This window comes from Dongshaea marina, from assembly GCF_003072645.1.
GTDB lineage: Bacteria > Pseudomonadota > Gammaproteobacteria > Enterobacterales > Aeromonadaceae > Dongshaea > Dongshaea marina.
The window spans coordinates 1,006,038-1,026,669 of the sequence record NZ_CP028897.1; the positions used below are offsets into that span (position 1 = coordinate 1,006,038).

The 20,632-nt window shown below is 44.2% G+C and carries 20 protein-coding genes and 1 pseudogene; 6 read left to right on the top strand and 15 right to left on the bottom strand.

All coding sequences use genetic code 11. From position 1 onward, the window contains the following. Positions 1-23 precede the first annotated feature (23 nt). The 3 genes from DB847_RS04980 to hisH are packed head-to-tail and all read left to right on the top strand — an operon-like array spanning position 24 to position 2,712. A complete protein-coding gene (locus DB847_RS04980) occupies positions 24-1,337 on the top strand; it encodes an N-acetyl sugar amidotransferase (protein WP_108649710.1) in 1,314 nt (437 codons plus the stop codon). Continuing rightward, complete coding sequence (gene hisF / locus DB847_RS04985; protein ID WP_108649711.1) at positions 1,337-2,095, top strand: imidazole glycerol phosphate synthase subunit HisF; 759 nt, start codon at positions 1,337-1,339, stop codon at positions 2,093-2,095. Before DB847_RS04980 ends, hisF begins: the two co-directional genes overlap by 1 nt. Then, positions 2,092-2,712: an imidazole glycerol phosphate synthase subunit HisH gene (gene hisH / locus DB847_RS04990; RefSeq protein ID WP_108649712.1), complete on the top strand. Its 621-nt coding sequence runs from the start codon at positions 2,092-2,094 to the stop codon at positions 2,710-2,712. The genes hisF and hisH overlap by 4 nt, the downstream gene beginning before the upstream one ends. 67 nt (positions 2,713-2,779) lie before the next feature. Here the strand turns inward: hisH and DB847_RS04995 are convergent, their stop codons facing one another. From DB847_RS04995 to fliS, 15 genes are all read right to left on the bottom strand, one after another. Next, a complete protein-coding gene (locus DB847_RS04995) occupies positions 2,780-3,913 on the bottom strand; it encodes a class I SAM-dependent methyltransferase (protein ID WP_108649713.1) in 1,134 nt (377 codons plus the stop codon). After that, positions 3,910-4,989, bottom strand: a complete 1,080-nt coding sequence (gene neuB / locus DB847_RS05000) for an N-acetylneuraminate synthase (protein WP_108649714.1) — start codon at positions 4,987-4,989, stop codon at positions 3,910-3,912. Before neuB ends, DB847_RS04995 begins: the two co-directional genes overlap by 4 nt. A gap of 29 nt (positions 4,990-5,018) precedes the next feature. Beyond that, positions 5,019-5,915, bottom strand: coding sequence for an NAD-dependent epimerase/dehydratase family protein (locus DB847_RS05005; protein ID WP_108649715.1), 897 nt, complete (start codon positions 5,913-5,915; stop codon positions 5,019-5,021). Next, positions 5,912-6,934, bottom strand: a complete 1,023-nt coding sequence (locus DB847_RS05010; RefSeq protein ID WP_108649716.1) for an ATP-grasp domain-containing protein — start codon at positions 6,932-6,934, stop codon at positions 5,912-5,914. The genes DB847_RS05005 and DB847_RS05010 overlap by 4 nt, the downstream gene beginning before the upstream one ends. Before the next feature lie 2 nt (positions 6,935-6,936). Beyond that, the gene (locus DB847_RS05015) at positions 6,937-7,746 is read right to left on the bottom strand and encodes a metallophosphoesterase family protein (RefSeq protein WP_108649717.1); all 810 of its coding nucleotides are present in this window, start codon (positions 7,744-7,746) and stop codon (positions 6,937-6,939) included. Between the two features lie 214 nt (positions 7,747-7,960). Continuing rightward, positions 7,961-8,641, bottom strand: a complete 681-nt coding sequence (locus DB847_RS05020) for a PIG-L deacetylase family protein (RefSeq protein WP_108649718.1) — start codon at positions 8,639-8,641, stop codon at positions 7,961-7,963. Continuing rightward, positions 8,638-9,675, bottom strand: a complete 1,038-nt coding sequence (gene pseI / locus DB847_RS05025; RefSeq protein WP_199911832.1) for a pseudaminic acid synthase — start codon at positions 9,673-9,675, stop codon at positions 8,638-8,640. The genes DB847_RS05020 and pseI overlap by 4 nt, the downstream gene beginning before the upstream one ends. Before the next feature lie 5 nt (positions 9,676-9,680). Next, positions 9,681-10,391, bottom strand: coding sequence for a methionyl-tRNA formyltransferase (locus DB847_RS05030; RefSeq protein ID WP_108649720.1), 711 nt, complete (start codon positions 10,389-10,391; stop codon positions 9,681-9,683). Beyond that, on the bottom strand, positions 10,378-11,031 hold the full coding sequence (locus tag DB847_RS05035; protein ID WP_108649721.1) for a formyltransferase family protein: 654 nt from the start codon (positions 11,029-11,031) through the stop codon (positions 10,378-10,380). The genes DB847_RS05030 and DB847_RS05035 overlap by 14 nt, the downstream gene beginning before the upstream one ends. After that, positions 11,024-12,109 (bottom strand): UDP-2,4-diacetamido-2,4,6-trideoxy-beta-L-altropyranose hydrolase, encoded by a 1,086-nt coding sequence (pseG, locus tag DB847_RS05040; RefSeq protein WP_108649722.1) that lies wholly within the window; start codon positions 12,107-12,109, stop codon positions 11,024-11,026. The genes DB847_RS05035 and pseG overlap by 8 nt, the downstream gene beginning before the upstream one ends. Beyond that, the gene (gene pseF, locus DB847_RS05045) at positions 12,106-12,795 is read right to left on the bottom strand and encodes a pseudaminic acid cytidylyltransferase (protein ID WP_108649723.1); all 690 of its coding nucleotides are present in this window, start codon (positions 12,793-12,795) and stop codon (positions 12,106-12,108) included. Before pseF ends, pseG begins: the two co-directional genes overlap by 4 nt. Continuing rightward, a complete protein-coding gene (pseC, locus tag DB847_RS05050; protein ID WP_108649724.1) occupies positions 12,792-13,958 on the bottom strand; it encodes a UDP-4-amino-4,6-dideoxy-N-acetyl-beta-L-altrosamine transaminase in 1,167 nt (388 codons plus the stop codon). Before pseC ends, pseF begins: the two co-directional genes overlap by 4 nt. Next, positions 13,955-14,944 carry a UDP-N-acetylglucosamine 4,6-dehydratase (inverting) gene (gene pseB, locus DB847_RS05055; RefSeq protein WP_108649725.1) on the bottom strand — a complete coding sequence of 330 codons (990 nt, stop codon included), beginning with the start codon at positions 14,942-14,944 and terminating at the stop codon, positions 13,955-13,957. The genes pseC and pseB overlap by 4 nt, the downstream gene beginning before the upstream one ends. Before the next feature lie 267 nt (positions 14,945-15,211). Beyond that, positions 15,212-15,508, bottom strand: a complete 297-nt coding sequence (locus DB847_RS05060) for a hypothetical protein (RefSeq protein ID WP_108649726.1) — start codon at positions 15,506-15,508, stop codon at positions 15,212-15,214. Positions 15,509-15,513: 5 nt separating this feature from the next. Then, the gene (gene fliS, locus DB847_RS05065) at positions 15,514-15,933 is read right to left on the bottom strand and encodes a flagellar export chaperone FliS (RefSeq protein WP_108649727.1); all 420 of its coding nucleotides are present in this window, start codon (positions 15,931-15,933) and stop codon (positions 15,514-15,516) included. A gap of 228 nt (positions 15,934-16,161) precedes the next feature. On the opposite strand from fliS, the pseudogene DB847_RS05070 reads away from it, so the two are divergent. From DB847_RS05070 to DB847_RS05080, 3 genes and pseudogenes are all read left to right on the top strand, one after another. Further along, a pseudogene (locus DB847_RS05070) lies at positions 16,162-17,594 on the top strand (sigma-54 dependent transcriptional regulator). A gap of 455 nt (positions 17,595-18,049) precedes the next feature. Beyond that, positions 18,050-19,114: a sensor histidine kinase gene (locus DB847_RS05075; protein ID WP_108649728.1), complete on the top strand. Its 1,065-nt coding sequence runs from the start codon at positions 18,050-18,052 to the stop codon at positions 19,112-19,114. After that, positions 19,111-20,478, top strand: coding sequence for a sigma-54-dependent transcriptional regulator (locus DB847_RS05080; RefSeq protein WP_108649729.1), 1,368 nt, complete (start codon positions 19,111-19,113; stop codon positions 20,476-20,478). Before DB847_RS05075 ends, DB847_RS05080 begins: the two co-directional genes overlap by 4 nt. The last annotated feature ends 154 nt before the right edge of the window (positions 20,479-20,632 follow it).

Genomic DNA, 20,632 nt, shown 5'->3' on the forward strand with positions numbered 1-20,632 from the left:
CTTTTTAAGGATGAAGAAGATCTATGGCTCAAATTTCAGCACCATCTCGTGTCGATACTCGATTATTTTCTCCTGAAGCCTCGATTAATGGAACAAAATATGGTTTACCCTCGGAGGTTTACTATTGTAAAAAATGTGTAATTAGTAATCAGCGCCCAAACTCGGCTGTAGAGTTTAAGCATACGAATAAAAGCAAAAAGAAAACAATTCACTTTGATAGCGAGGGGGTTTGTGATGCGTGCCGATTATCGGAGCAGAAAAATAATACAATAGATTGGGAGCTCAGAGATAAGGCGTTGAGAGAGTTATGTGATCGGCATAGGAGCAAAAATGGATACTATGATTGTTTGGTTCCGGGATCTGGCGGTAAGGATAGTTTTTACGCGGCTCATATTTTAAAAGAAAAGTATGGAATGCACCCATTAACCGTGACTTGGGCACCACATATATACACAGAGTGGGGGTGGAAGAATTTTCAGTCATGGATTCATGCAGGGCTTGATAACTACCTTATGACTCCAAATGGGCGGGTACACAGATTATTAACCCGGTTGGCCGTTGAAAATTTATTGCATCCATTTCAACCATTTATGTTAGGGCAAAAGTTATTAGCCCCCAAAATGGCTAAGAAGTTCAATATCCCATTGATCTTTTATGGTGAAAATGAGGCGGAGTATGGAAACCCTATTGCAGATACCAACTCACCACTGCGTAGTAGCGAATACTTTTCATCGTCTGACTATGATGAGCTTTATCTTGGAGGAGTATCATTGACAGAGCTTCAGGAGGACTTTGGATTAGTTTCCCAGGATCTTATTCCATACCTTCCTATATCTGAGGGTGATATTGAAGAGTGTAATATTGAAACACATTATCTAGGATATTATCTGAAATGGCACCCTCAGAGTTGCTATTACTATGCAGTAGAAAATGGCGGATTTGTTGCTTCTCCAGAAAGGACGCCTGGAACTTATTCTAAGTATAATAGTATTGATGATCGAATTGATGACCTTCATTATTATACAACCGGTGTTAAATTTGGTCTGGGTCGTGCGAGTTATGATGCAGCTCAAGAGATTCGTTCCTTAGATATTGAGAGAGATGAAGGTGTTGCTTTGGTTCGTCGATATGATCACGAATTCCCTGAGCGTTTTATTGATGAGCTGTTATCCTATTTAAGTATTCCTGAGAATGAGTTTCCTGTTGCAGCAACACAATTTGAATCACCAGTTATGGATAGACACTATTTTGATCGTCTTTGCGATAGCTTTAGGAGTCCTCACTTATGGATTTATGATAAGGGGCTGTGGCGATTACGCCACCCTTTGGAGGAGTGATGCCAAAGAAGCGACTAATTGCGCGACTTGATATAAAAAATAACTACCTTATCAAGGGGATTCACCTTGAAGGGCTTAGGAAACTAGGCACTCCAGATACCTTTGCTGGAGAGTACTTTTCACAGGGTGTTGATGAGCTGATATTTATGGATGCGGTAGCATCTCTCTACCAGCGCAATAATCTGATGCATATTGTTAGTCAGGCTGCCGAGAATATATTTGTACCAATTACAGTGGGTGGGGGATTAAGAAAATTAGATGATGTTAAGGCTGTCCTGCGAAGTGGTGCTGACAAAGTTGCTATCAATACTGCTGCGGTGGCTAAACCAAAATTTTTGAGTGAAGTAGCAAGAGAGTGTGGGGTTCAATGTGTAGTTTTGTCTGTGGAAGCAAAAAGTGTAGGGGATCAGCTATGGGAGGTTTATACCGATAATGGCCGAGAGAGAACAGGGGTAATGGTTGATGATTGGGTAAAGCAGTGTTTACCCTTGGGGGTTGGTGAGATTCTACTTACATCAGTGGATCGTGAAGGGACATGTTGTGGACTAGACATAGAGTTATGTCGCATGGTGAGATCTCTATCTACTGTACCAGTTGTTGCTTCGGGAGGTGTGGGTTGTTTGAGTCATATTCAACAAGGTTTTGATGTTGATATGGATGGTATAGCGCTTGCGCACCTCCTTCATTATCGGAAATCGACAGTTAGCGAAATAAGGGACTACTGTCTTGATGCAAACCTGGATGTAAGAGCAAGATGAAAAAAATAGATTTGATAGATTTTGGCACAGGAAACCTCTTCTCAATTATCGGGGCATTGCGCTATTTGGGGGCGGAGCTTAATGTTGTGAGCCGAAAGGGAGATTTTAGTGGTGCCGGGCTTATAGTTTTACCTGGAGTTGGTGCTTATCCCGCTGCAATGAAAACTCTAAAGAGTAATGATATACAACGTGAACTACAGTATAAGGTTAGTTGTGGTATACCTATTCTTGGGATCTGTCTGGGCATGCAGCTTCTGTTTGAGAAGAGCTATGAATTTGAAGCTTGTAAAGGATTAGGGTTGCTCTCTGGTGAAGTTACCCCTTTGCCTAGTTTGTCAATTGATGGGTTGAGTCTCCGTATACCCCATGTTGGTTGGAGCCAGGTTACTTTTGAAGGTAATGGTAGTAGTCCACTGGTAGGGGGGCTTATGCAGGAAGATTATTACTTTGTACATTCACTTTCGGCAATAACTCAGGATAGTCTTGGGTTTGTTGAGTTTGGAGGGCACAAAATTACAGCCTATGCTGAAAAGAAAAATATATTTGGTTGTCAATTTCATCCCGAGAAGAGTGGTGATGCTGGCTTGCATATGTTGGAGTCCTTTATTAATTTATAAAATACATTATGGGGTAATTCATCAGGGTTTATAATTTTAACTATATCAGTATGTATTAATTGTTACCTCATATAAATAAAGGTATTATTTTCTCTTGTGGGATCTTCTTTTCATTAACTAGAAAATTATTTATCTCTGAGTAAAATGACATTGATGATATAATAAACAAGTCAGCAGTTAAATATCTTTCATCATTAATCGATACGATTTTCTTATTAAATGAAGGTAAATATGTGTTTGTTTTTGAATTATCAATATCAGCTATAATGATATTTTCATCAGTATGAACGTCTAGTATATAAAGTAACGTGTTTAGTCCATTGCATGCACCATGGAAAGCTATTTTTTTATTGTTCGTCCTTTCAGTGTTCAATATATTTTTTATCCTTAATATATTACTTTCAATTTTTGATGATATGATATCTATCAATCCATCATCCTCAGCTATAATGTTTTCTTTAGGTTGTGATGTTGCTTCAATTAAGATATTTAATGTGTCATTGGCGTAGAATTCATTAATTATATTAAAGCCACAAAACTGGATTATTTCATATGCGCTTTTTCTTGTGAAATAGCTTATGTGTTCATGTAAAAGAGCATTCAAATCTCCCGTTTTAAACTGCCTTTCAATATCTGGGATTTCAACAACCGCCCTACCTCTTTTAGGTAATAAAACCTTATTTAGTTCTGCTAGAAACAAAGTTGGATCTGGAACATGCTCTAATACGCTGAAGCAGATTGCAAAATCAAATTTTTTATTTTGCAAAATATTAAAATTAAAGTACCCCTTAATGACATCTATTTTTTCATCGCTGGATTCTTCTTTTATTGCCGGGTCAACTAATGTATATTTTTTTATGTCAAATTTACCAAGTATTTTTTTTGCCGTGTAAAGGCTTCCCCCTCCAATTTCAAGGATTTCTTTATGGTCTAAACTACCGTGTAAATATGAGATTAAATTGATCTTTTGATCACCAAGTTTATTTGCCCACTCTGAATATCCTGGAGGGTTAGTTATAAACTCATAGTCATCATTATCGTATGTTTCAAATATTGAATCTTGATTTTCTGAACTAATAATCTGTTGTATATAACCATTATTGTTCCAATGAATTTCAAATGGTATTAACGCCTCAATGCCTGGCTTTTCAGATGTACCTTTCCATAAGGGCATACTTCTTATTTTTAGTTTTTTATTCATATCAAATCATCCATGTCGTAGTTAGTTTTTGCTCTTTTCCCTAAATACTCCCAATAGGAGTATGGGGATATTCCTGAGCCAGGCCTTTTTATTGTTAAATTATCCTTTGTAAATAGTTCTCCTTTTTTAATCGCCTTAGAGGCGATTAGGCTTTTTCGTGCCACATCACTATTAACTAATTCATCATCGACAGGTGCCTTTATTCCTTTACCCATAGCTTGTTCAATATTTCTTATTTTATTAATCATAGATTTTAATTCGTCAGGCTCTAGGGATGCGCTATGGTCTGGACCTTTTAGTGTACGGGTTAATGTAAAGTGCTTTTCAATTATAGATGCGCCAAGAGCTACAGCTGCTAATGAGATCTCGATACCTAAAGTATGGTCTGAATAGCCAGTTTTTAGCCCGAATGCAACTTTTAGGGTATTTAGCGTGTTAAGGTTTGCCGAACTAAATGGTGTTGGATAAGCTGTTGTACAATGCAAAAGTGTCACATTATTTTTTAGTGCTCTCTGACCTGCTTCAGAACAATAACACTGTCTAAAGTTTTCTAATGATGGAGATAAATTATGGGATGTGTACCCTAAGGCTAATACACCTAATGCACTTTCAATATCTGCAAGAGTACACATTCCTGTTGATAGTATGACAGGGGTATTTCGAGAGGATATGTCAAGCAGTAATGGTGCATTTGTTATTTCCCCGGATGCTATTTTAATTATTGGTAGCTTTAATTCATCTATGAGTAATACTATGCTCTCTTCATCAAATGGTGATGATAAAAAATCAATATTATTAATTTTGCAGTATTGAAATAATTCAATGTGTTCTTCTTTAGTCAGCTCGAAACTCTTTATCATTTCAAGCTGAGACTCATCACTAGGGGTGTTTCTTTTTTGATACTCAGCTTTAGGTGATTTACTGCTCACAACATTTTCAGACTTAAAAGTTTGAAACTTCACAGCATCTGCATTGGCATCTACAGCAATATCAATTAGTTTTTTAGCTAATTCAATAGAACCATTATGGTTAACTCCCGCTTCAGCAATAATATATGTCCTATTTTTGTGTTGCATTAATCACACTCCAGAATAATCATTTAAAGTTAGTACTTGTTTATCACTTTACCTGAGTGCATTGCATCTATGCCATCTTTTAAATTTATGCTAGCTGAATAGTTAAATTTTTCATGAGCTTTTGTGCAATCTAGGTCAAATCTTATGCTTGGCGTGTCACTATCACCATCAAGTATATTTATATTTCCCCTGTTTGTTATCTCTATACATGTTTTTGCTATTTTTAGTATTGAAATGTTTTCCGGTCCTGCAATGTTAAATATCCCCCATGCTTTATTCTCTAAGGCGTGTAAGGCTGCGTTACATACATCTGCTGCATTAATTAAATTGACGGACGATTCAATAGGCTGATAGATATCTATCTGTTTATTTTGTTCTGATAAATATAGTAGCTTTGCGACTAGTTTTTTTTTGTCCATAAATGTCCCATAAATTGAGGATGGACGTAAAACTATAGTTTTTAATCCAAGATAACTATAGTGTTCAAATATACTCTCAGCCAATAGCTTACTAAAACCATAGAATCCTCCAAAACCTGAAATAACTTTCTCACTATTTTCTTTTATTTTCTTAGCATAAGGATCTTTATAAACGGTAGATCCAGATAAAAAGACTACTGGGATATTTCTTGATAGAGCCCACTCACAAATTGCCAGGCATGATCTAACATTTGTATCAAATGTTTCCTTTATGATAGAATTATTTTCATATTTATGGTCAGATCTATTTATCGAATGTTTTGTATATGCACCAAAATGAAATATTGATGATACACCCTTGAGTAAGTGATCAAGCTGATGGATGCTTTGCCAATCTCTTAAATCCCATTGTTTTCGGGTTATCTCAATAAAAGGTATCGACCTTTCTTTGAGAATGGATTTCATATTAAGCCCTACCAAGCCAGAGCTTCCGGTTAGAGCTATCATATAGATATTACCTTATGATGAGGGTTATTTAGTTTAATGTGATGGCTTCTTGAAAGTTTCTCAATTTGTTTTTTTGGAACAAGAAGCTCACTCCAATATCTCATGATGACAAAATCATAATTTACCTCTGGTTTATACTCAATATCATTGATTTTTTTTAGATAATACTCGACAGGATTAAAACCTAAGGCAGTCCAAAATGGTGTAGTACCAGAGTGGCGGCAGTTAATTTCAAATATTTTTGGGATTCCACTAGAATCAATTCGGAGTTGAAAGTTGCAACAACCGTGAACGTTTAGTTTTAAAGCAACTTCAGTAATGTATTCGCAGATTTTTTTATTTTTTATGGGGGTAGCTTTGTACGTATCACCATCTCGTAATTCTCGCTTGAAAACTAGAACATCAGAAACATGATTGCCTACGATAATAATTGTGCATGTGTACTCATCAGAGCCTTCGCCTATCAATTCTTGGATGATGAGTCCATCTTCATTTTCAATTCTATCTCTAAGTTCTTTTTCGTTTTTTGAAATGCTGACACCTTTTGAGCGGCACCCAATAGCGGGCTTCACAATTATAGGATAGTTTATTTCTTTATAATCTATATCTTCAGGTCTATATGTAGCGGGGTGCGAGAAATTGTTCTTTTTAAGAAACTCAAAAGTCTTGTATTTATCGGAGGATATTTCAATCGCCCTCTCTGGCGATATTATAACCTTTGCAGAGCTCATCGATTCTATTTTACTTTTATTTCTGGCACAGAAATAAAGCTCTATATCAGTTCCTGGGAAATAGTAACTTACATTTTCATTGTTTAATAGCTCAATAAGTTTTTCTAGATGGTTAGGAGATGTTTCAGGTGGAAGAATTTTGGCGTAATCACTAACATATAGACCGGCAGAGTATGCGCTAATATCAGAGGTTACAATTCTAATATCTAAATCTGTGATTGACTTTAGCGATTTAATTATGCCTTGACCAACACCGCCACCAACTCCTGTTACTAGAACTGTAAGCATATTTATTCCTTAAAAAATGAAAGTAGCTTCTGAATCGTTTCTTTAGGTAGTTGTGATGCATTTATTTTTCTAAAATAATCATTAAGATCTGTTTTTGCTTCAATGTGTTCAATAGTTATATCTATAGACCCTAATGTCAATATTAAAAAACTTAGTCCGGTGCCTCTTGACTGTCCTAGAGACCCGGGGTTTACAATGAGACACTTTTCTTTTTTATCATTTATTTTGAATTTTTTTGTGTTCTCTTTAATAGAGTTATGGTTTATAACACATGTACTCAATGCTCTATGTGTGTGCCCAAAAATCCCTACCATATAATGCCTATTAGATAGCTCTTTTGCTGCTGATAATAGATCGTCTCGTGAGTTTATATATGACCAATCATTATCTGAATAGGGATTTGCATGAGAAAATAAAATAGGACCTATAGATAATGATTCAATCCAGTTGAAATATGAATATAGATTAACATCTATATTGTTTAGGTTCCACATTATTGAGTCACGAATATATCCGCTGATATTTTCTAGCGATTTTCCATTCTGTAGGTCAAAGTATATTTGGTCGTGATTTCCTTTGATGAAAAAACACTTTGTTTCTTGAGGTATATTTTTTAATGAATATATTACCTCTTTACATTGGCAGCCATAGCTTAATACATCACCTAAAATAACAATATATTTTATTGAGTTTTTTTTAATGTAGTTTATGGCAAACTCAAGGGAGTCACTATTACTATGTATGTCGGACAATACTGCAATTTTTCTGCCTAGTACCTCACTATAGTCTATGTTGATGGCATTCTCTCTCATTGTGTCTTATCTCTATGAACTATAGTGTTTTTTGTGAATATTGGCACGTTTCTGCAAAATTATTTTTTCATCTTTAATGCTACCGCATGGACATTTTATCCACCAATTAAGTTTATTCATATCATAATGGGTGTGAGAATGCAACCGTCCTAACCGTGACTCTTTATACCTTATTTTTTTGATTATTCTATAAATGACATATTTGGAATATGAGCTATCTTATACACCTTTCAATATAAAATGATTCTGCCATTTGGAGACCATACATAGCACCTCTTGTAGTAGCTAAGGACTTGATTGTCTCATAGCTACGACTATGTGGAAAAGAACGTATCTCTTCATCATACTGCTTTAGTGCTCTGAGTTTACTCTCCCAATAGTTACTGATATCCACGATATAGTTTGGAGTAAAAGTTGGGTAGCTCTTGGATTGCCACTCAGTGCTGGAGAGTACCTCGAAGGTCAACAGCTTTTTGACGGGGCTTCCGGGCTGGGGACGGCATGCTGTTAAGACTGCCTGATTGACGATACGGTGATCAATATTCAGATCCTGAGCGTAGTGAGTATAGACAACCGAGGGCTGAATTTTATTCAGCTCTTTCTCGATAGTCTGGGTGACCTCAAGCAAAGGCAGGGTATCGAGTTGGTTATCGGGGAAATTAAACCGATGCACACTCTCCTCATCAATACCAAGCTCAGCTAGAGCCCTGACGGATGCATCTTGACGCTGCTGGAGCTGTGCCGCTTGTTGCTGGCTTTCTCGGGCGCTTACTCCATCTGTCATGATGATAATGCTAACCTCATCGCCTTCGGCAATATGCCGGGCGATGGTGCCACCACAGCCAAGCACCTCATCATCCGGGTGCGCCACAATTACCGCCACTGTTTCTGTCATTTGATTAGCTCCCATGAAACCGCTGTTCCAATACTGATATCCTGGTTCACCTCTTTGCCGATCAGCTCCTGGTAATGTTTGGGGGTAAGTCCGTAGCCCGGACGAATTCGCCGAATACTGGAAGCAGTTATCTTGTCTCCAGCTTTGAGATCTTCCACAAAGTAGAGGGAGCGGCGAAATTTGATGCTTGCCTCTTCGACTGGCTTTTGTTCATAGCTGGCTGTCCCAATTGCTTGCCAGACCACTTGTGTATCCAGGGAGAGCTGCTTTAGCTCTGAAGGCTCTAAAGAAAAGGCAGAATCTGGCCCCTTGTCCTCTCTGCTCAGGGTTACATGCTTTTCGATAACGCATGCGCCTAAGGCAACGGCGGCAACCGGTACTGAGGTACCAAGAGTGTGATCGGATAATCCAACCAGGCAATCGAAGTCTTGCTCCATTTTGGGGATTGTCGCGAGGTTTGCTTGTTCAACGGGGGAGGGATAACCACTGATACAGTGCAGCAGTACAAGCTCAGAGCAGCCATTTTCTCTGGCTGTTTTGACCGTTTCTTCAATCTCTTGCTGATTAGCCATTCCGGTGGAGATGATCATCGGTTTACCGGTTTGAGCGACTCGTTTGATGAGGGGGAGATCTGTCATCTCGAAGGAGGCAATCTTATAAGCGGGTGTATCCAGCTCTTCCAGCAAATCGACAGCTGTTTCATCAAAAGGAGTAGAGAACAGGGTAACTCCGACCTCTTTCGCTTTTTGAAACAGGGTCTCATGCCACTCAAAAGGGGTGTGGGCCCAATCATAGAGGTCGTAGAGCTTATAGCCATCCCATAGGCCGCCATGGATCAGAAAGTCCTGCTTATCACAGTCAATGGTCATGGTATCGGCGGTGTAGCTCTGGATCTTAATGGCATCGGCTCCGGATTGGGCCATTATCTCAATACTCTCAAGGGCCCTTTGCAATGAACCATTATGGTTCGCAGATAGTTCAGCAATGATGTATGGCTTCTCTTTTTTTCCAATGGCCCGATTATTGATCAAGATAGGTTTCATGACTTATTCGGCCTTTTGGTGATGAATACAGAAGCGAATAACTGATCGGGGTCATCCTGGTTAGCATCCGTAAACTCCATTCTATAATCTCCCCAATCGATATAAGCCTTTGGGTAGCTCTGTGCATCCAACATACGAATATGATCATAGAGAGCTTTGAGATCAGCTGTCTTTGGTAACTCACTCTGCTCTGGTGTACGGCGTTTGAATAGCGTGACCTCTCCTTCCTGAGGCTTAGGCTGAGGCGTCTGCTCAACTATGTAGCAAATAAGCTGATAGATCTTGGGAGCCATCCTCTCAAAAATCTCCTGGGCAGATCCTTCCAGAGAGAGTGGAAGCTTCCGGTACACAGGACCTGCGTCCAACTCTTTTACCATCTGCAGAGCGCTGAGCCGGGTCTCCTTGTGCCCTCTTGCTATGAGGTTTTGTAGTGGGCTACCACCTCTGCCATAAGGGACGTCGGCCATGTGAAAGCAAACACACTCCCAATGTTTAAGGATATCTTCGGGGACGATCCAGCTCCAGTGAGGGAAAAAGATATACCTGGGGTCGAGGCTGTTTAGGTAATCGGTTGTCAGTTGATTTTTTTCTGTGATCAAGTGCCACTGACCCGGGAGCTCAGGTGTGAATTGTGTGAAAGCCTCAATATTCCACGGCTTGAGTGTGGCCACCAGGTAATTTTGTGTGTTTGGATCAGTCTGGATCATATTCAGTGATCTCGATTTTGTATTGTTTCCCGCGGAGTTTAAAAAAAGCCGGGTAGCGTTGATTGTCGACGATCCTCAGGAGCTCGAATTGCTCGCTCAGACTCTTGTCCGGGTTTAGTTCGCTATCTCCGGGATTCCTTCTTGGGTAGCTATGGCTGGCCCCTGACTGCTCTTTAGGTATGAGGGTTGGATACTCCAATAGAAACCTTTGGCAGATCCGAATTGTCGCTTCTCCCTGCAGCTGCCGCCATTCATCACAAAGCTCTGTTCCTCTGAGTTCAATCTTGTCTTTGAGCCAGATCCTGCCACTATCGGCCTGCTGGGTTGCCTCAATCAGGCAGACCGGGATCTCATTTTTTCCTTCCAGTATCTGCCAGGCTATGGGAGCAAAACCTTTTCCATGGGGAAGGTCACTTTCATGGGCCACAAGATTGAGTCTGGCTTTGGCAAGATTTTCTGGCGTTACCATATGCACGCAGCCGAGGAGAAAGGTGATATCGGATTGAGCAAGCTCAGATTGCTCACTAATCAACTTTGCGTCATAACCATGTTTATGGCACCAGTCGATGAGCTCCCGGGCAAAGGGAAGAATCCAGGACTCATTGTCGACGAGAACACAAATTGAGTCGATTTTATCCATTGCCTAATATCTCCACGACCCTGCTTGTGCCCACTCCATCGCAGCTATCTAATCCCAGTTTGACTGACTCTAGATAAAATCTGGGGTCTGTAATTTTTGCAATTTGAGCTGTTAATGAATCTGGATTGAGAGGGCTCTTAAGTTCAACCGCTATCTTCCGGGATACCAGTTTTTCTGCGATGAGTTTTTGGTTCTCAGCAAATACAGTAATTAGGCTCACAAGCCCCATACTACAGCGCTCCCAGCAACTACTTCCTGCGGCACCAATACAAATATCATGGGAGTGGATCAATTGAGCGATCTGATTACAGTTAATTTTGAGCTCAATTTGTTGATGCTGTTTATAAAGTTGCTGAATTCTAGGAATATTTAGAGCTGAGCTACCGAGAACTACAGTCACTTTTGTGAACTCTTCCAAGTTGAGTGAAGCAAGGATCTGGGATGTGATATCGCAAGGATCGGTACCTCCCATCATGATGAGAAGCCGGCTTAACCCTTGTTTGATACGGGATTGGCGATGCTGAATGATCTCTGTAGGAGAGTGTTGGTTGAATTCGGGCCTTAGTAAGGCGTACTCAGTTCCCAGCAGCATGGTACAGGGTTTCATCAGGTATGGCTGATAATCTTGGGGAATACGTCCAAGGGTTTGATCTAAAAGAAGATCACAATAGTGTTGGCGATCAGCTAGATCATCAATGACCATGATATTTTGGGCGTGCCGGGTGAGGGCTTTTTGCCAGTGATAATCAATCCCATAGTGATCGACGATGAGCCAGTCTACCTGCTGCCCGAAAGACTCCTCTATGATATTTCGGGTTGCCTGTGCATCTTGCTTTTGAGAGCCGCCGAGCCAACGACTATGGGCCAGCAAGTGCTCAGGTTGATCTTCAGAGATAGGTATGGAGTGAACCTCTATTCCCTGTGCTTCAAGGAGGTGGCACAGGTGCCCGGGATGTTGCTTACAGATAAATAAAACCCTATGCCCTTGATTGTTTAGCGCCTTGGCCAGGGTTAGGCTGCGCATGATATGCCCGTTTCCTATCTCTATGCCTGCATCTGCCCGCAATACAATATTCACAGACTAAGCTCCATGATAGCTTTGTGCATCAGCTCGGCCCTTAACCAGTCCTCCTCGGTGTCTATATCCTGAACGATATATCGGGAAAGAATTATGGGGAGAGTGTTACTACTAAATAAAGGACGATCTTCGATAAATGCTTCTTTATGCCCCCAGTAGATCTGGCCTGCATCATGGTAAGATTCATCGAGATCCTGGGAGCGGGTCATCCTGTGCTCTGGCTCTCGCATCTGCAAACTTCCATTCTCTTCAAGCTTTAGGGCACGTTGGATAGGAAAGGGAAAGCTGGTTACCGTAACTGCATAATCAAAATCGGCGTTTGCCTGCAATAATTGGAGCCCTTTTCGGAGGACCTCGGGTCTTATGAACGGAGCTGTGGCATAGATACAGCAGGCAAAGTCAATATTTTCTGTTAGTTGATGAATAGTGTGGGCAACCACTGCGTTAGTTCCCGTAAAGTCATCGGCGAGTTCGTTAGGCCTGATAAAGGGGACTTCCCCTCCAAAATGAACAGCAATCTCAGCGATCTCGGGGTCGTCGGTTGAAATAATGATTCTCTCAAAGCATTCGCAAGCCTTGGCTGCTTCAATGGAGTAGCCGATAATAGGTTTACCATTAAAGGGACGAATATTTTTGCTAGGTATGCGTTTGCTACCAGCTCGGGCAGGAATAACCGCGATATTCATTTCAGTGCTACCTTTAATGCTTGAATGACTCTGTCCTGCTGCAGCTCGGTCATGCTATGAAACAGGGGAAGGCTAATTGCTCTGCGATAATAGTTTTCAGCCACAGGGAAATCACCTGATTTGAAGCCAAATTGCTGATAGAAGGGCTGTGTGTGTACCGGGATAAAGTGTAGGTTTACACCAATCTCCTGCACTCTAAGCTTGTTGAAAACCTCAAGATGAAATGCCGGATCATCGTTTTTGAGCAAAATGATGTAGAGGTGCCAGCTTGAATAGCTAAGAGAGGCCTGAAAAGGCTTATCTACAGGAAGAGATCCGAGGCTTTCATTATATCGTTTGACTAAGGCATGGCGAGCCGCAACGAAGTTATCCAGCTTGGCTAGCTGCTTGAGTCCTAATGCTGCATGGATCTCAGACATCCGGTAGTTGTACCCAAGCTCAATCTGTTGATAGTACCAGGGGCCATCGGGTTGATGAGTCATCTGAACCGGATCCCGGGTGACCCCATGGCTGCGGTGCAGCTCCATTTTTTTCCGGAGTGTCTTGCTATTGGTTAGCGCGGCGCCACCCTCTGCTGTGGTAATGATTTTGACCGGGTGAAAGCTAAATACGCAGATATCTGAGTATTTGCAGCCACCGATAGGCTCTCCATCATATCGTGCGCCAATGGCGTGCGAGGCATCCTCAATGATTGAAAACCCATATTGCCTGGCAAGTTTTGAGATAGCTTTCATGTCACAGGGTTGACCGGTTAGGTGGACCGCGACCAGCACTTTGGGGAGCTTTTGCTCTGCCTGAGCTTGTTTGAGTTTTTTCTCCAGAGCTAAAGGGCAGAGATTATAGGTTTTTGGATCGATATCGACGAAATCTATATTGGCTCCGCAGTAGAGTCCACAGTTTGCCGAGGCAACAAAAGTGATGGGGGAGGTCCACAACCAATCACCAGGCCCTAACTCTAGCGCCATGCAAGCGATATGCAGCGCTGAGGTCGCGCTATTTACTGCCAGGGCATGCTTGGCTCCAGTATAGCTTTTAAGCTGCTTTTCAAATTCAGGTACCCGTGGCCCCTGGGTCAGGAAGTCAGACTTTAAGACTTTAACTACCGCATCAATCTCTTCCTGGGTGATCTCTTGGCGGCCGTAAGGGATATGATCTTTGTTCATGCTATTAATTTAGCTATCTCCTTAATAGACAGATAATGCGGGTTAGATAAAGAGTTATACTCAAACCCTGGCGTGACCAGCTCCCCTGTTTCCCCAACAGCATTATTTGTATAGTCATGGCTCAGGTTATTGAACTTGATTGAAGGAGAGATCAGGTAGTGATCCGGATAGTCATAGGTATGGTAGGAGTCATCAGCAGGGCACATGATCTCATGCATCTTCTCTCCCGGACGGATCCCTATGATTTTAAATGGGGTTTCAGGGGCTATCGCTGAGGCTAGATCAGTGATCTTGCAGCTGGGGATTTTGGGAATGAAAATCTCACCACCGGCCATACGCTCAAAACTCTTGATGACAAAATCAACACCTTGCTCAAGAGTGATTAAAAAGCGGGTCATTTCAGGGTGAGTAATGGGGAGTTGTTCACATCCGTTTTCCAAGAGCTCCTTAAAGAAGGGAATAACAGAGCCTCTTGAGCCAATGACATTACCGTAACGTACCACGGAGAATATTGTTTTATGTTTGCCTGCTATGTTGTTACCCGCAACAAAAATCTTATCGGAAGCCAGTTTGGAAGCACCGTAAAGATTGATGGGATTAGCCGCTTTGTCAGTGGATAGAGCAATCACCTTCTGGACGTTATTTTCCAGTGCGGCATGGATGACATTTTCTGCACCATGCACATTGGTTTTAATACACTCCATAGGATTGTATTCGGCTGCAGGGACTTGCTTGATCGCTGCGGCATGGACCACATAATCAACGTTGCGCATCGCCCGGGTCAGGCGAGCCTGATCTCGAACATCACCAAGGAAGTAACGCATGCACGACTGGCTAAACACCTGCTGCATCTCAAACTGTTTGAGCTCATCTCTGGAGTAAACGATCAAGCGTGATGGCGTATAGCGATCGAGCACTGTTTCGACAAACTGTTTGCCAAATGAGCCTGTTCCACCTGTGATTAAGATAGCCTTGCCATTAAACATCTGAACTCCTTTCGATGCTGTATGCTGGTGCTATTATGTGATGACTCTTGCAAGCCTGGTTTACATACCAAAGTAGTCTCCTAAATCTACAGCGGTAGTAACCGGATGCTATTTCATTGAGCTAAATGCACTTTTACGGCTTATGTCTAACCATCCTACCGCCTGCGCTGGGGAGCAACAAGGGCTGGTTTCACAGAACATGCTGAATCACTCATGACTGGTGAAATATTGATATTCGAAAACTGGCTGTTGAGGGACTGGGGCTTGCTATTTTTTTTGTTCATATTGTTTTTTAAAGTGGTGGCTGCGTTTGAGCTTGAGTAGCTCTTCTTTGAGCTCTTTGTGGCGCTTTCCTGCATGTTGATGCATGGTTTGCAGAGTCTGCAGCAACTCCCTGAGAAGCTCCCGGTGTGGAGCTAACTCTTCGGGCGAGCGCTCCTTGAACAGAGCCCGCACCTCCTGATCCAGCTTTTGTACCAACTCGGCAGAGACTAAGGCATTGGCGTCATCAAGCTGCTGGTACAGCTCTTCCAGCAGGCGTGCAATCTCATGAAAGTGGGGCATTGAGGTTAGTCCTCAGGTTTTGCCTGTTTTGTTGCGTGTTGATCTCGGGCTTCCTGGGGGATTGCATCCCAGCCCTCCTTGACCTCGGCAATCAGCTTAGAGACCTCATCCAGCATGGCAGGCTCAATCTTGGCGTTGGACTCGACTAGTCGACGTACACAGTAATCATAGAGTGCCGCCAGGTTTTGGGAGACTTCGCCGCCCTGCTCCATATCCAGGCTATCTTGCAGCTCACCGATAAGGGCGATCGATTTATCGATGGCCTTGGTTCGAGCCTCGATATCCTCTCGCTCCATGGCGCCCTTGGCGATGGTGTTATTGTTGATTATGTGCTGAAAGATGATTGATATCAGTGTGTGGGGGTCAGCATCTGCGACATTACTCACACTGCTCTGCTGGTACTTTTTAATTGAGCTTCTGGTCATACTCTGTCCCTATCGCGATTGCACGATCTTTCCAAAATAGTCAGCAATATCTATGCCTTTTCTCATATTAGCAGGCCAAATGAATCCTTTACCTGAAGTGAGTCCCATTGCAATACTATGATCTTTGACAGCCTGTCATAAAATTGGCTATTTTGCCAATAATCGTCGAGAATTTATCCGTATGGAAGCGGTCTGATTGAGTGCGACTTAATGCGAGGATAGCATACCATGGTCAACGAGTTGGGAAGCGTTCTGCTTATCGATAATGATGAGCAGCGCAGGCAGCGTTTAGAGACAGTTCTCTCCTTTTTGAAAGTGAACTGGCAAAGTGGCAGTGAAGAGGATTGTCTGGCGTACCTGGGGGCAAGTGAACGTTTTTTTGCGGTGATAGCGGGTCAGCTTAAGCATAAGAGTCCCTCCAAACTGGTTGAGCAGTATCCCCTGTGTCCTTTTATCACCTTCGAGGCCTTGAGTGGTGAGCACCCTAATGTCGTAGGCTGTTTGAGCGAGCCGGTGAGTTATGATCAGCTGACTCAACTGCTGCACTTTTGTCAATCTTTTGCCGACCACAGACCGGATCGAGAGATTGAGGGCAGCCATCAGCAGCTGTTTAAACTGCTGGTGGGTAAGGGGATGGCGATTAAGGAGGTCCGACGCCTGATTGAGCAGGTCGCCAGCAAGGATGCCAATGTGCTGATCCTGGGAGAGTCTGGTACCGGCAAGGAGGTGGTTGCCCGGGCAATTCATGAGCTTTCTAATCGTTGTAAAGGACCTTTTGTACCGATCAATTGCGGTGCTATCCCCGCCGAGCTTCTTGAGAGTGAGCTTTTTGGCCATGAAAAGGGGGCCTTTACCGGGGCTTTTACCTCGCGCAAGGGGCGCTTTGAGCTTGCTGAGGGGGCACCCTGTTTCTGGATGAGATTGGGGATATGCCGCACCCGATGCAGGTCAAGCTGTTGCGGGTCTTGCAGGAGCGGCTCTTCGAGCGGGTCGGGGGAGGAAAGCAGCTTAGCGCTGATGTGCGGATCATTGCCGCGACCCATCGCGATCTTGAGGAGATGATCCGCCAGGAAAAATTCCGTGAAGATCTCTACTACCGCCTCAATGTATTCCCGATAGAAACCCCATCACTGCGTGAGCGCCAGGATGACATTCCGCTGCTCCTTCAGGAGCTGGTGCGGCGTCACCAGATAGAGCATAAGGCGACTTTGCATTTTACCCAGCGCTCGCTGGAATCCCTGATGCAGCATAGCTGGAAGGGCAATGTCCGAGAGCTATCCAACCTGGTGGAGCGGTTACTGATCCTCTATCCCAACCGTATCGTCGATGTGGCCGATCTACCGGTGCGTTATCGACATCTTGAGCTAGAAGACAGTGAGGTATTTACACCCGAGTATCCGGAGGAGTTGGCGGAGCGCGATGCCCTGGCGGCCGTCTTTCAGGAGAGCGATGAGGAGGAGCTTTTTGATGCGCCTCTTCGCAGCCTTCCCGATGATGGGATCAACCTCAAGGAGATGCTGGCCGACTTCGAAGTCGAGATGATTCGTCAGGCTCTGGATGCACAAAATGGGGTCGTTGCCCGGGCCTCCGATATGTTGGGGATGCGTCGCACCACCTTGGTGGAGAAGATGAAAAAGTACGGGTTAAGCAAAGAGAGTTAAACAGTTTTTCAGGGACTGTCTTATTCAGGATAAAGTCAAATAACAATGCCTTGAGATTCATTCTCTCAAGGCATTGTTATTTGGGGGACTGCTTACCGGGAGTACCATATTCATTTGACTCTATGTGAACTAACAGAGCACCACGGGTTTACCCGTGGGTGAATGATTTTTCAAATTTCATTGCGTAGCTTTGGAATTTGTTCAACGAAGTTGTAACGGTAAGTACCCCGTGCATGCACGGGGGAATCTACTTTCGGTTGTGCCGGGCGCTTTTATTGCTGGGTTTAATGCAATGAAATCAGGGGCTGAGTGTACTTAAATTAACCTGGATTGCATTGGGTGTTATGAGCCAATTGTTTGACATTGTGAGTCTAATTGACTGAAAAATAGTCTATTTTTTATCTGGCATGATTATTGATGATTTCTGCACAAGTCATGTAATAGGAAATGGACTTATGACGGATACGACCTACTCTACCTCTGAATGCGAAGTCTTGCGGTTGCGTCAGGACGTGAGCCGTTTAACCCAGATCCTGGAGGCGATGCCTTCGGGGCTGGTGATCCTGGATGGTGCCGGAATTGTTTGCCAGGCAAATTTAGCGGCTCGGAATATGCTGGATGAGCCTTTAGTGGGTGAGCGCTGGATGGGGATCATCAAGCGCTGTTTTCGGATCCGCAACGATGATGGTCACGAGGTATCCCTGTATGACGGGCGCAGGGTGCAGCTTTCGATGATGCCCCTTGCCGACGAGCCGGGGCAGCTTATCTTGATCACAGACTTGACTCATACCCGGGCGCTTCAGGATAGAATTGCCCAGCTCAAGCGCTTGTCTGCCCTGGGTAAGATGGCGGCCTCACTAGCGCATCAGATCCGCACTCCGTTGTCGGCAGCCATGCTCTATGGTGCCAATTTATCAAATCAAACCTTATCCAGCGCGGCTCGTGAACGCTTTAGTGGCAAACTGATGGAGCGCCTGGCGGAGCTGGAAAAACAGATCAATGATATGTTGCTGTTTGCCCGCAGTGGTGAGCAGCAGATCGTCGAGCCATTGTCGGTGGCACAAATCTTTGAACAGGTTGAGACCAGCACCGAGGCGATGTGCCTGCAGAGTCAGGCAAGCCTGAGTGTATCGGCGGTCGAGAGCTCAACCTATCTGATGGCGAATAGCAATGCACTGGTGAGTGCCATTGGCAACCTGGTGGAGAATGCCCTACAGGCGGGAGCTCATCGATTGCAGCTAACGGCGGACAATCAGGGGGAGTGGTTAAAACTACAACTGGTTGACGATGGCAATGGGATCGACTCCGAGGTTCGATCCCAGATCTTTGAGCCCTTCTTCACCACTCGTACCCAGGGTACGGGTCTTGGCCTGGCTGTGGTTCAGGCCGTTGTCCGGGCTCATCAGGGGGAGATCAGTGTGGAATCACAGCCAGGAAAGGGGAGCCGCTTTACCTTGTTGCTTCCCATCTTGCCTGCAAAGCAGCGGTCTTCGGCTGAGTGTGTAGGAGGTGCAGCATGAGTCAATCACGGATCCTGGTTGTCGAAGATGATCAAGGGCTCAGAGAAGCACTGGTAGATACTCTGATGCTGGCTGGATACGCTTGCCAGCAGGTCGATAGTGGTGAGTCGGCTCTGATTGAGCTTGGGCAGAGCCGCTTTGATATGGTGATCTCAGATATTCAGATGGGTAAGATCGGGGGCCTGGAGCTCCTTAATTCGGTCAGGCGCAGTTATCCGGGATTGCCGGTGCTGCTGATGACCGCCTATGCCAAGATAGATGATGCGGTCAAAGCGATGCGCCAGGGCGCCATTGATTATCTGGCAAAACCCTTCTCTCCCGAGGTTCTTCTCAACCAGGTTGGACGTTACCTGCCGCCCCATAAGGTTGAGGATAAGACCCCTATCTATGGCGATCCCCAAAGTGAAGAGCTGCTGGCGCTAGCCTCCCGGGTTGCGACGACCGATGCCACCGTAATGATCACAGGTCCCAGTGGGACCGGAAAAGAGGTCCTGGCCCGTTATATCCATCAGCAATCGATTCGTGCCGATCAGCCCTTTGTGGCGATTAACTGTGCGGCGATTCCTGAAAATATGCTGGAGGCGACCCTGTTTGGCTATGAAAAGGGCGCTTTTACCGGGGCGATTCAGGCGTGCCCGGGAAAGTTCGAGCAGGCCCAGGGAGGAACTTTGTTGCTGGATGAGATCTCAGAGATGGATCTCAATCTTCAGGCAAAACTCTTACGGGTACTCCAGGAGCGTGAGGTTGAACGCCTGGGTGGACGTAAAACCATAGCTCTGGATGTGCGGGTATTGGCGACCAGCAACCGCGATCTCAAGCAGTGTGTGAGTGACGGTGATTTTCGTGAGGATCTCTACTACCGGCTCAATGTGTTTCCCCTGCGCTGGCTGCCTCTATGTAAGCGTCCTGGGGATATTCTCCCCCTGGCGGAACATCTCCTAGAGCTACATGCCAGGGAGCAGGATCTTGCTATTCCTGAGCTCACTCCTCAGGCACAGCAAACCCTTGTGGGTTATCACTGGCCGGGAAATGTGCGTGAGCTGGATAACGTGATGCAACGTGCTTTGATCTTGGCGACAGATCGATCCATCGAGGCCTCACACCTTATTCTTGAAGAGGCACAGGAGACCTCCGGTTTATCTTTACAATTTAAAGCTGAGTCCGTGTTAGAGAGTCTCAAAGAGGCCGACGATTTTCGGCTCGGGGGTGAGCTCAGGCAGCAGGAGCAGCAGATTATCTTGGATGCCCTGCAGCGCTTTGAGGGTTGCCGTAAGGAGGTGGCTCAGGCCCTTGGGATCAGCCCGCGAACTCTGCGCTATAAGCTTGCCAAGATGCGCGAGTCCGGGATTGAGATCCCATCCTGAATCGGTAGGCTGGGCTCAGACTTAAGCCTTTTGATTTTGCTGCAAATGGGGGAGACACTGTCTCCCCCATTTGATTGTCACCCCTAAACCACCGCCTAAGGCGGTGGTGATTGTAAAATCGAGGCTATAGCCTGAAGAGTGCCCATGCTAGAAA

What these genes read in the sequence shown, in the direction of transcription:
- DB847_RS04980 (WP_108649710.1), top strand. Translation starts at nt 24, where the DNA reads ATGGCTCAAATTTCAGCACCATCTCGTGTCGATACTCGATTATTTTCT.
- hisF (WP_108649711.1), top strand. Translation starts at nt 1,337, where the DNA reads ATGCCAAAGAAGCGACTAATTGCGCGACTTGATATAAAAAATAACTAC.
- hisH (WP_108649712.1), top strand. Translation starts at nt 2,092, where the DNA reads ATGAAAAAAATAGATTTGATAGATTTTGGCACAGGAAACCTCTTCTCA.
- DB847_RS04995 (WP_108649713.1), bottom strand. Translation starts at nt 3,913, where the DNA reads ATGAATAAAAAACTAAAAATAAGAAGTATGCCCTTATGGAAAGGTACA.
- neuB (WP_108649714.1), bottom strand. Translation starts at nt 4,989, where the DNA reads ATGCAACACAAAAATAGGACATATATTATTGCTGAAGCGGGAGTTAAC.
- DB847_RS05005 (WP_108649715.1), bottom strand. Translation starts at nt 5,915, where the DNA reads ATGATAGCTCTAACCGGAAGCTCTGGCTTGGTAGGGCTTAATATGAAA.
- DB847_RS05010 (WP_108649716.1), bottom strand. Translation starts at nt 6,934, where the DNA reads ATGCTTACAGTTCTAGTAACAGGAGTTGGTGGCGGTGTTGGTCAAGGC.
- DB847_RS05015 (WP_108649717.1), bottom strand. Translation starts at nt 7,746, where the DNA reads ATGAGAGAGAATGCCATCAACATAGACTATAGTGAGGTACTAGGCAGA.
- DB847_RS05020 (WP_108649718.1), bottom strand. Translation starts at nt 8,641, where the DNA reads ATGACAGAAACAGTGGCGGTAATTGTGGCGCACCCGGATGATGAGGTG.
- DB847_RS05030 (WP_108649720.1), bottom strand. Translation starts at nt 10,391, where the DNA reads ATGATCCAGACTGATCCAAACACACAAAATTACCTGGTGGCCACACTC.
- DB847_RS05035 (WP_108649721.1), bottom strand. Translation starts at nt 11,031, where the DNA reads ATGGATAAAATCGACTCAATTTGTGTTCTCGTCGACAATGAGTCCTGG.
- pseF (WP_108649723.1), bottom strand. Translation starts at nt 12,795, where the DNA reads ATGAATATCGCGGTTATTCCTGCCCGAGCTGGTAGCAAACGCATACCT.
- pseC (WP_108649724.1), bottom strand. Translation starts at nt 13,958, where the DNA reads ATGAACAAAGATCATATCCCTTACGGCCGCCAAGAGATCACCCAGGAA.
- pseB (WP_108649725.1), bottom strand. Translation starts at nt 14,944, where the DNA reads ATGTTTAATGGCAAGGCTATCTTAATCACAGGTGGAACAGGCTCATTT.
- DB847_RS05060 (WP_108649726.1), bottom strand. Translation starts at nt 15,508, where the DNA reads ATGCCCCACTTTCATGAGATTGCACGCCTGCTGGAAGAGCTGTACCAG.
- fliS (WP_108649727.1), bottom strand. Translation starts at nt 15,933, where the DNA reads ATGACCAGAAGCTCAATTAAAAAGTACCAGCAGAGCAGTGTGAGTAAT.
- DB847_RS05075 (WP_108649728.1), top strand. Translation starts at nt 18,050, where the DNA reads ATGACGGATACGACCTACTCTACCTCTGAATGCGAAGTCTTGCGGTTG.
- DB847_RS05080 (WP_108649729.1), top strand. Translation starts at nt 19,111, where the DNA reads ATGAGTCAATCACGGATCCTGGTTGTCGAAGATGATCAAGGGCTCAGA.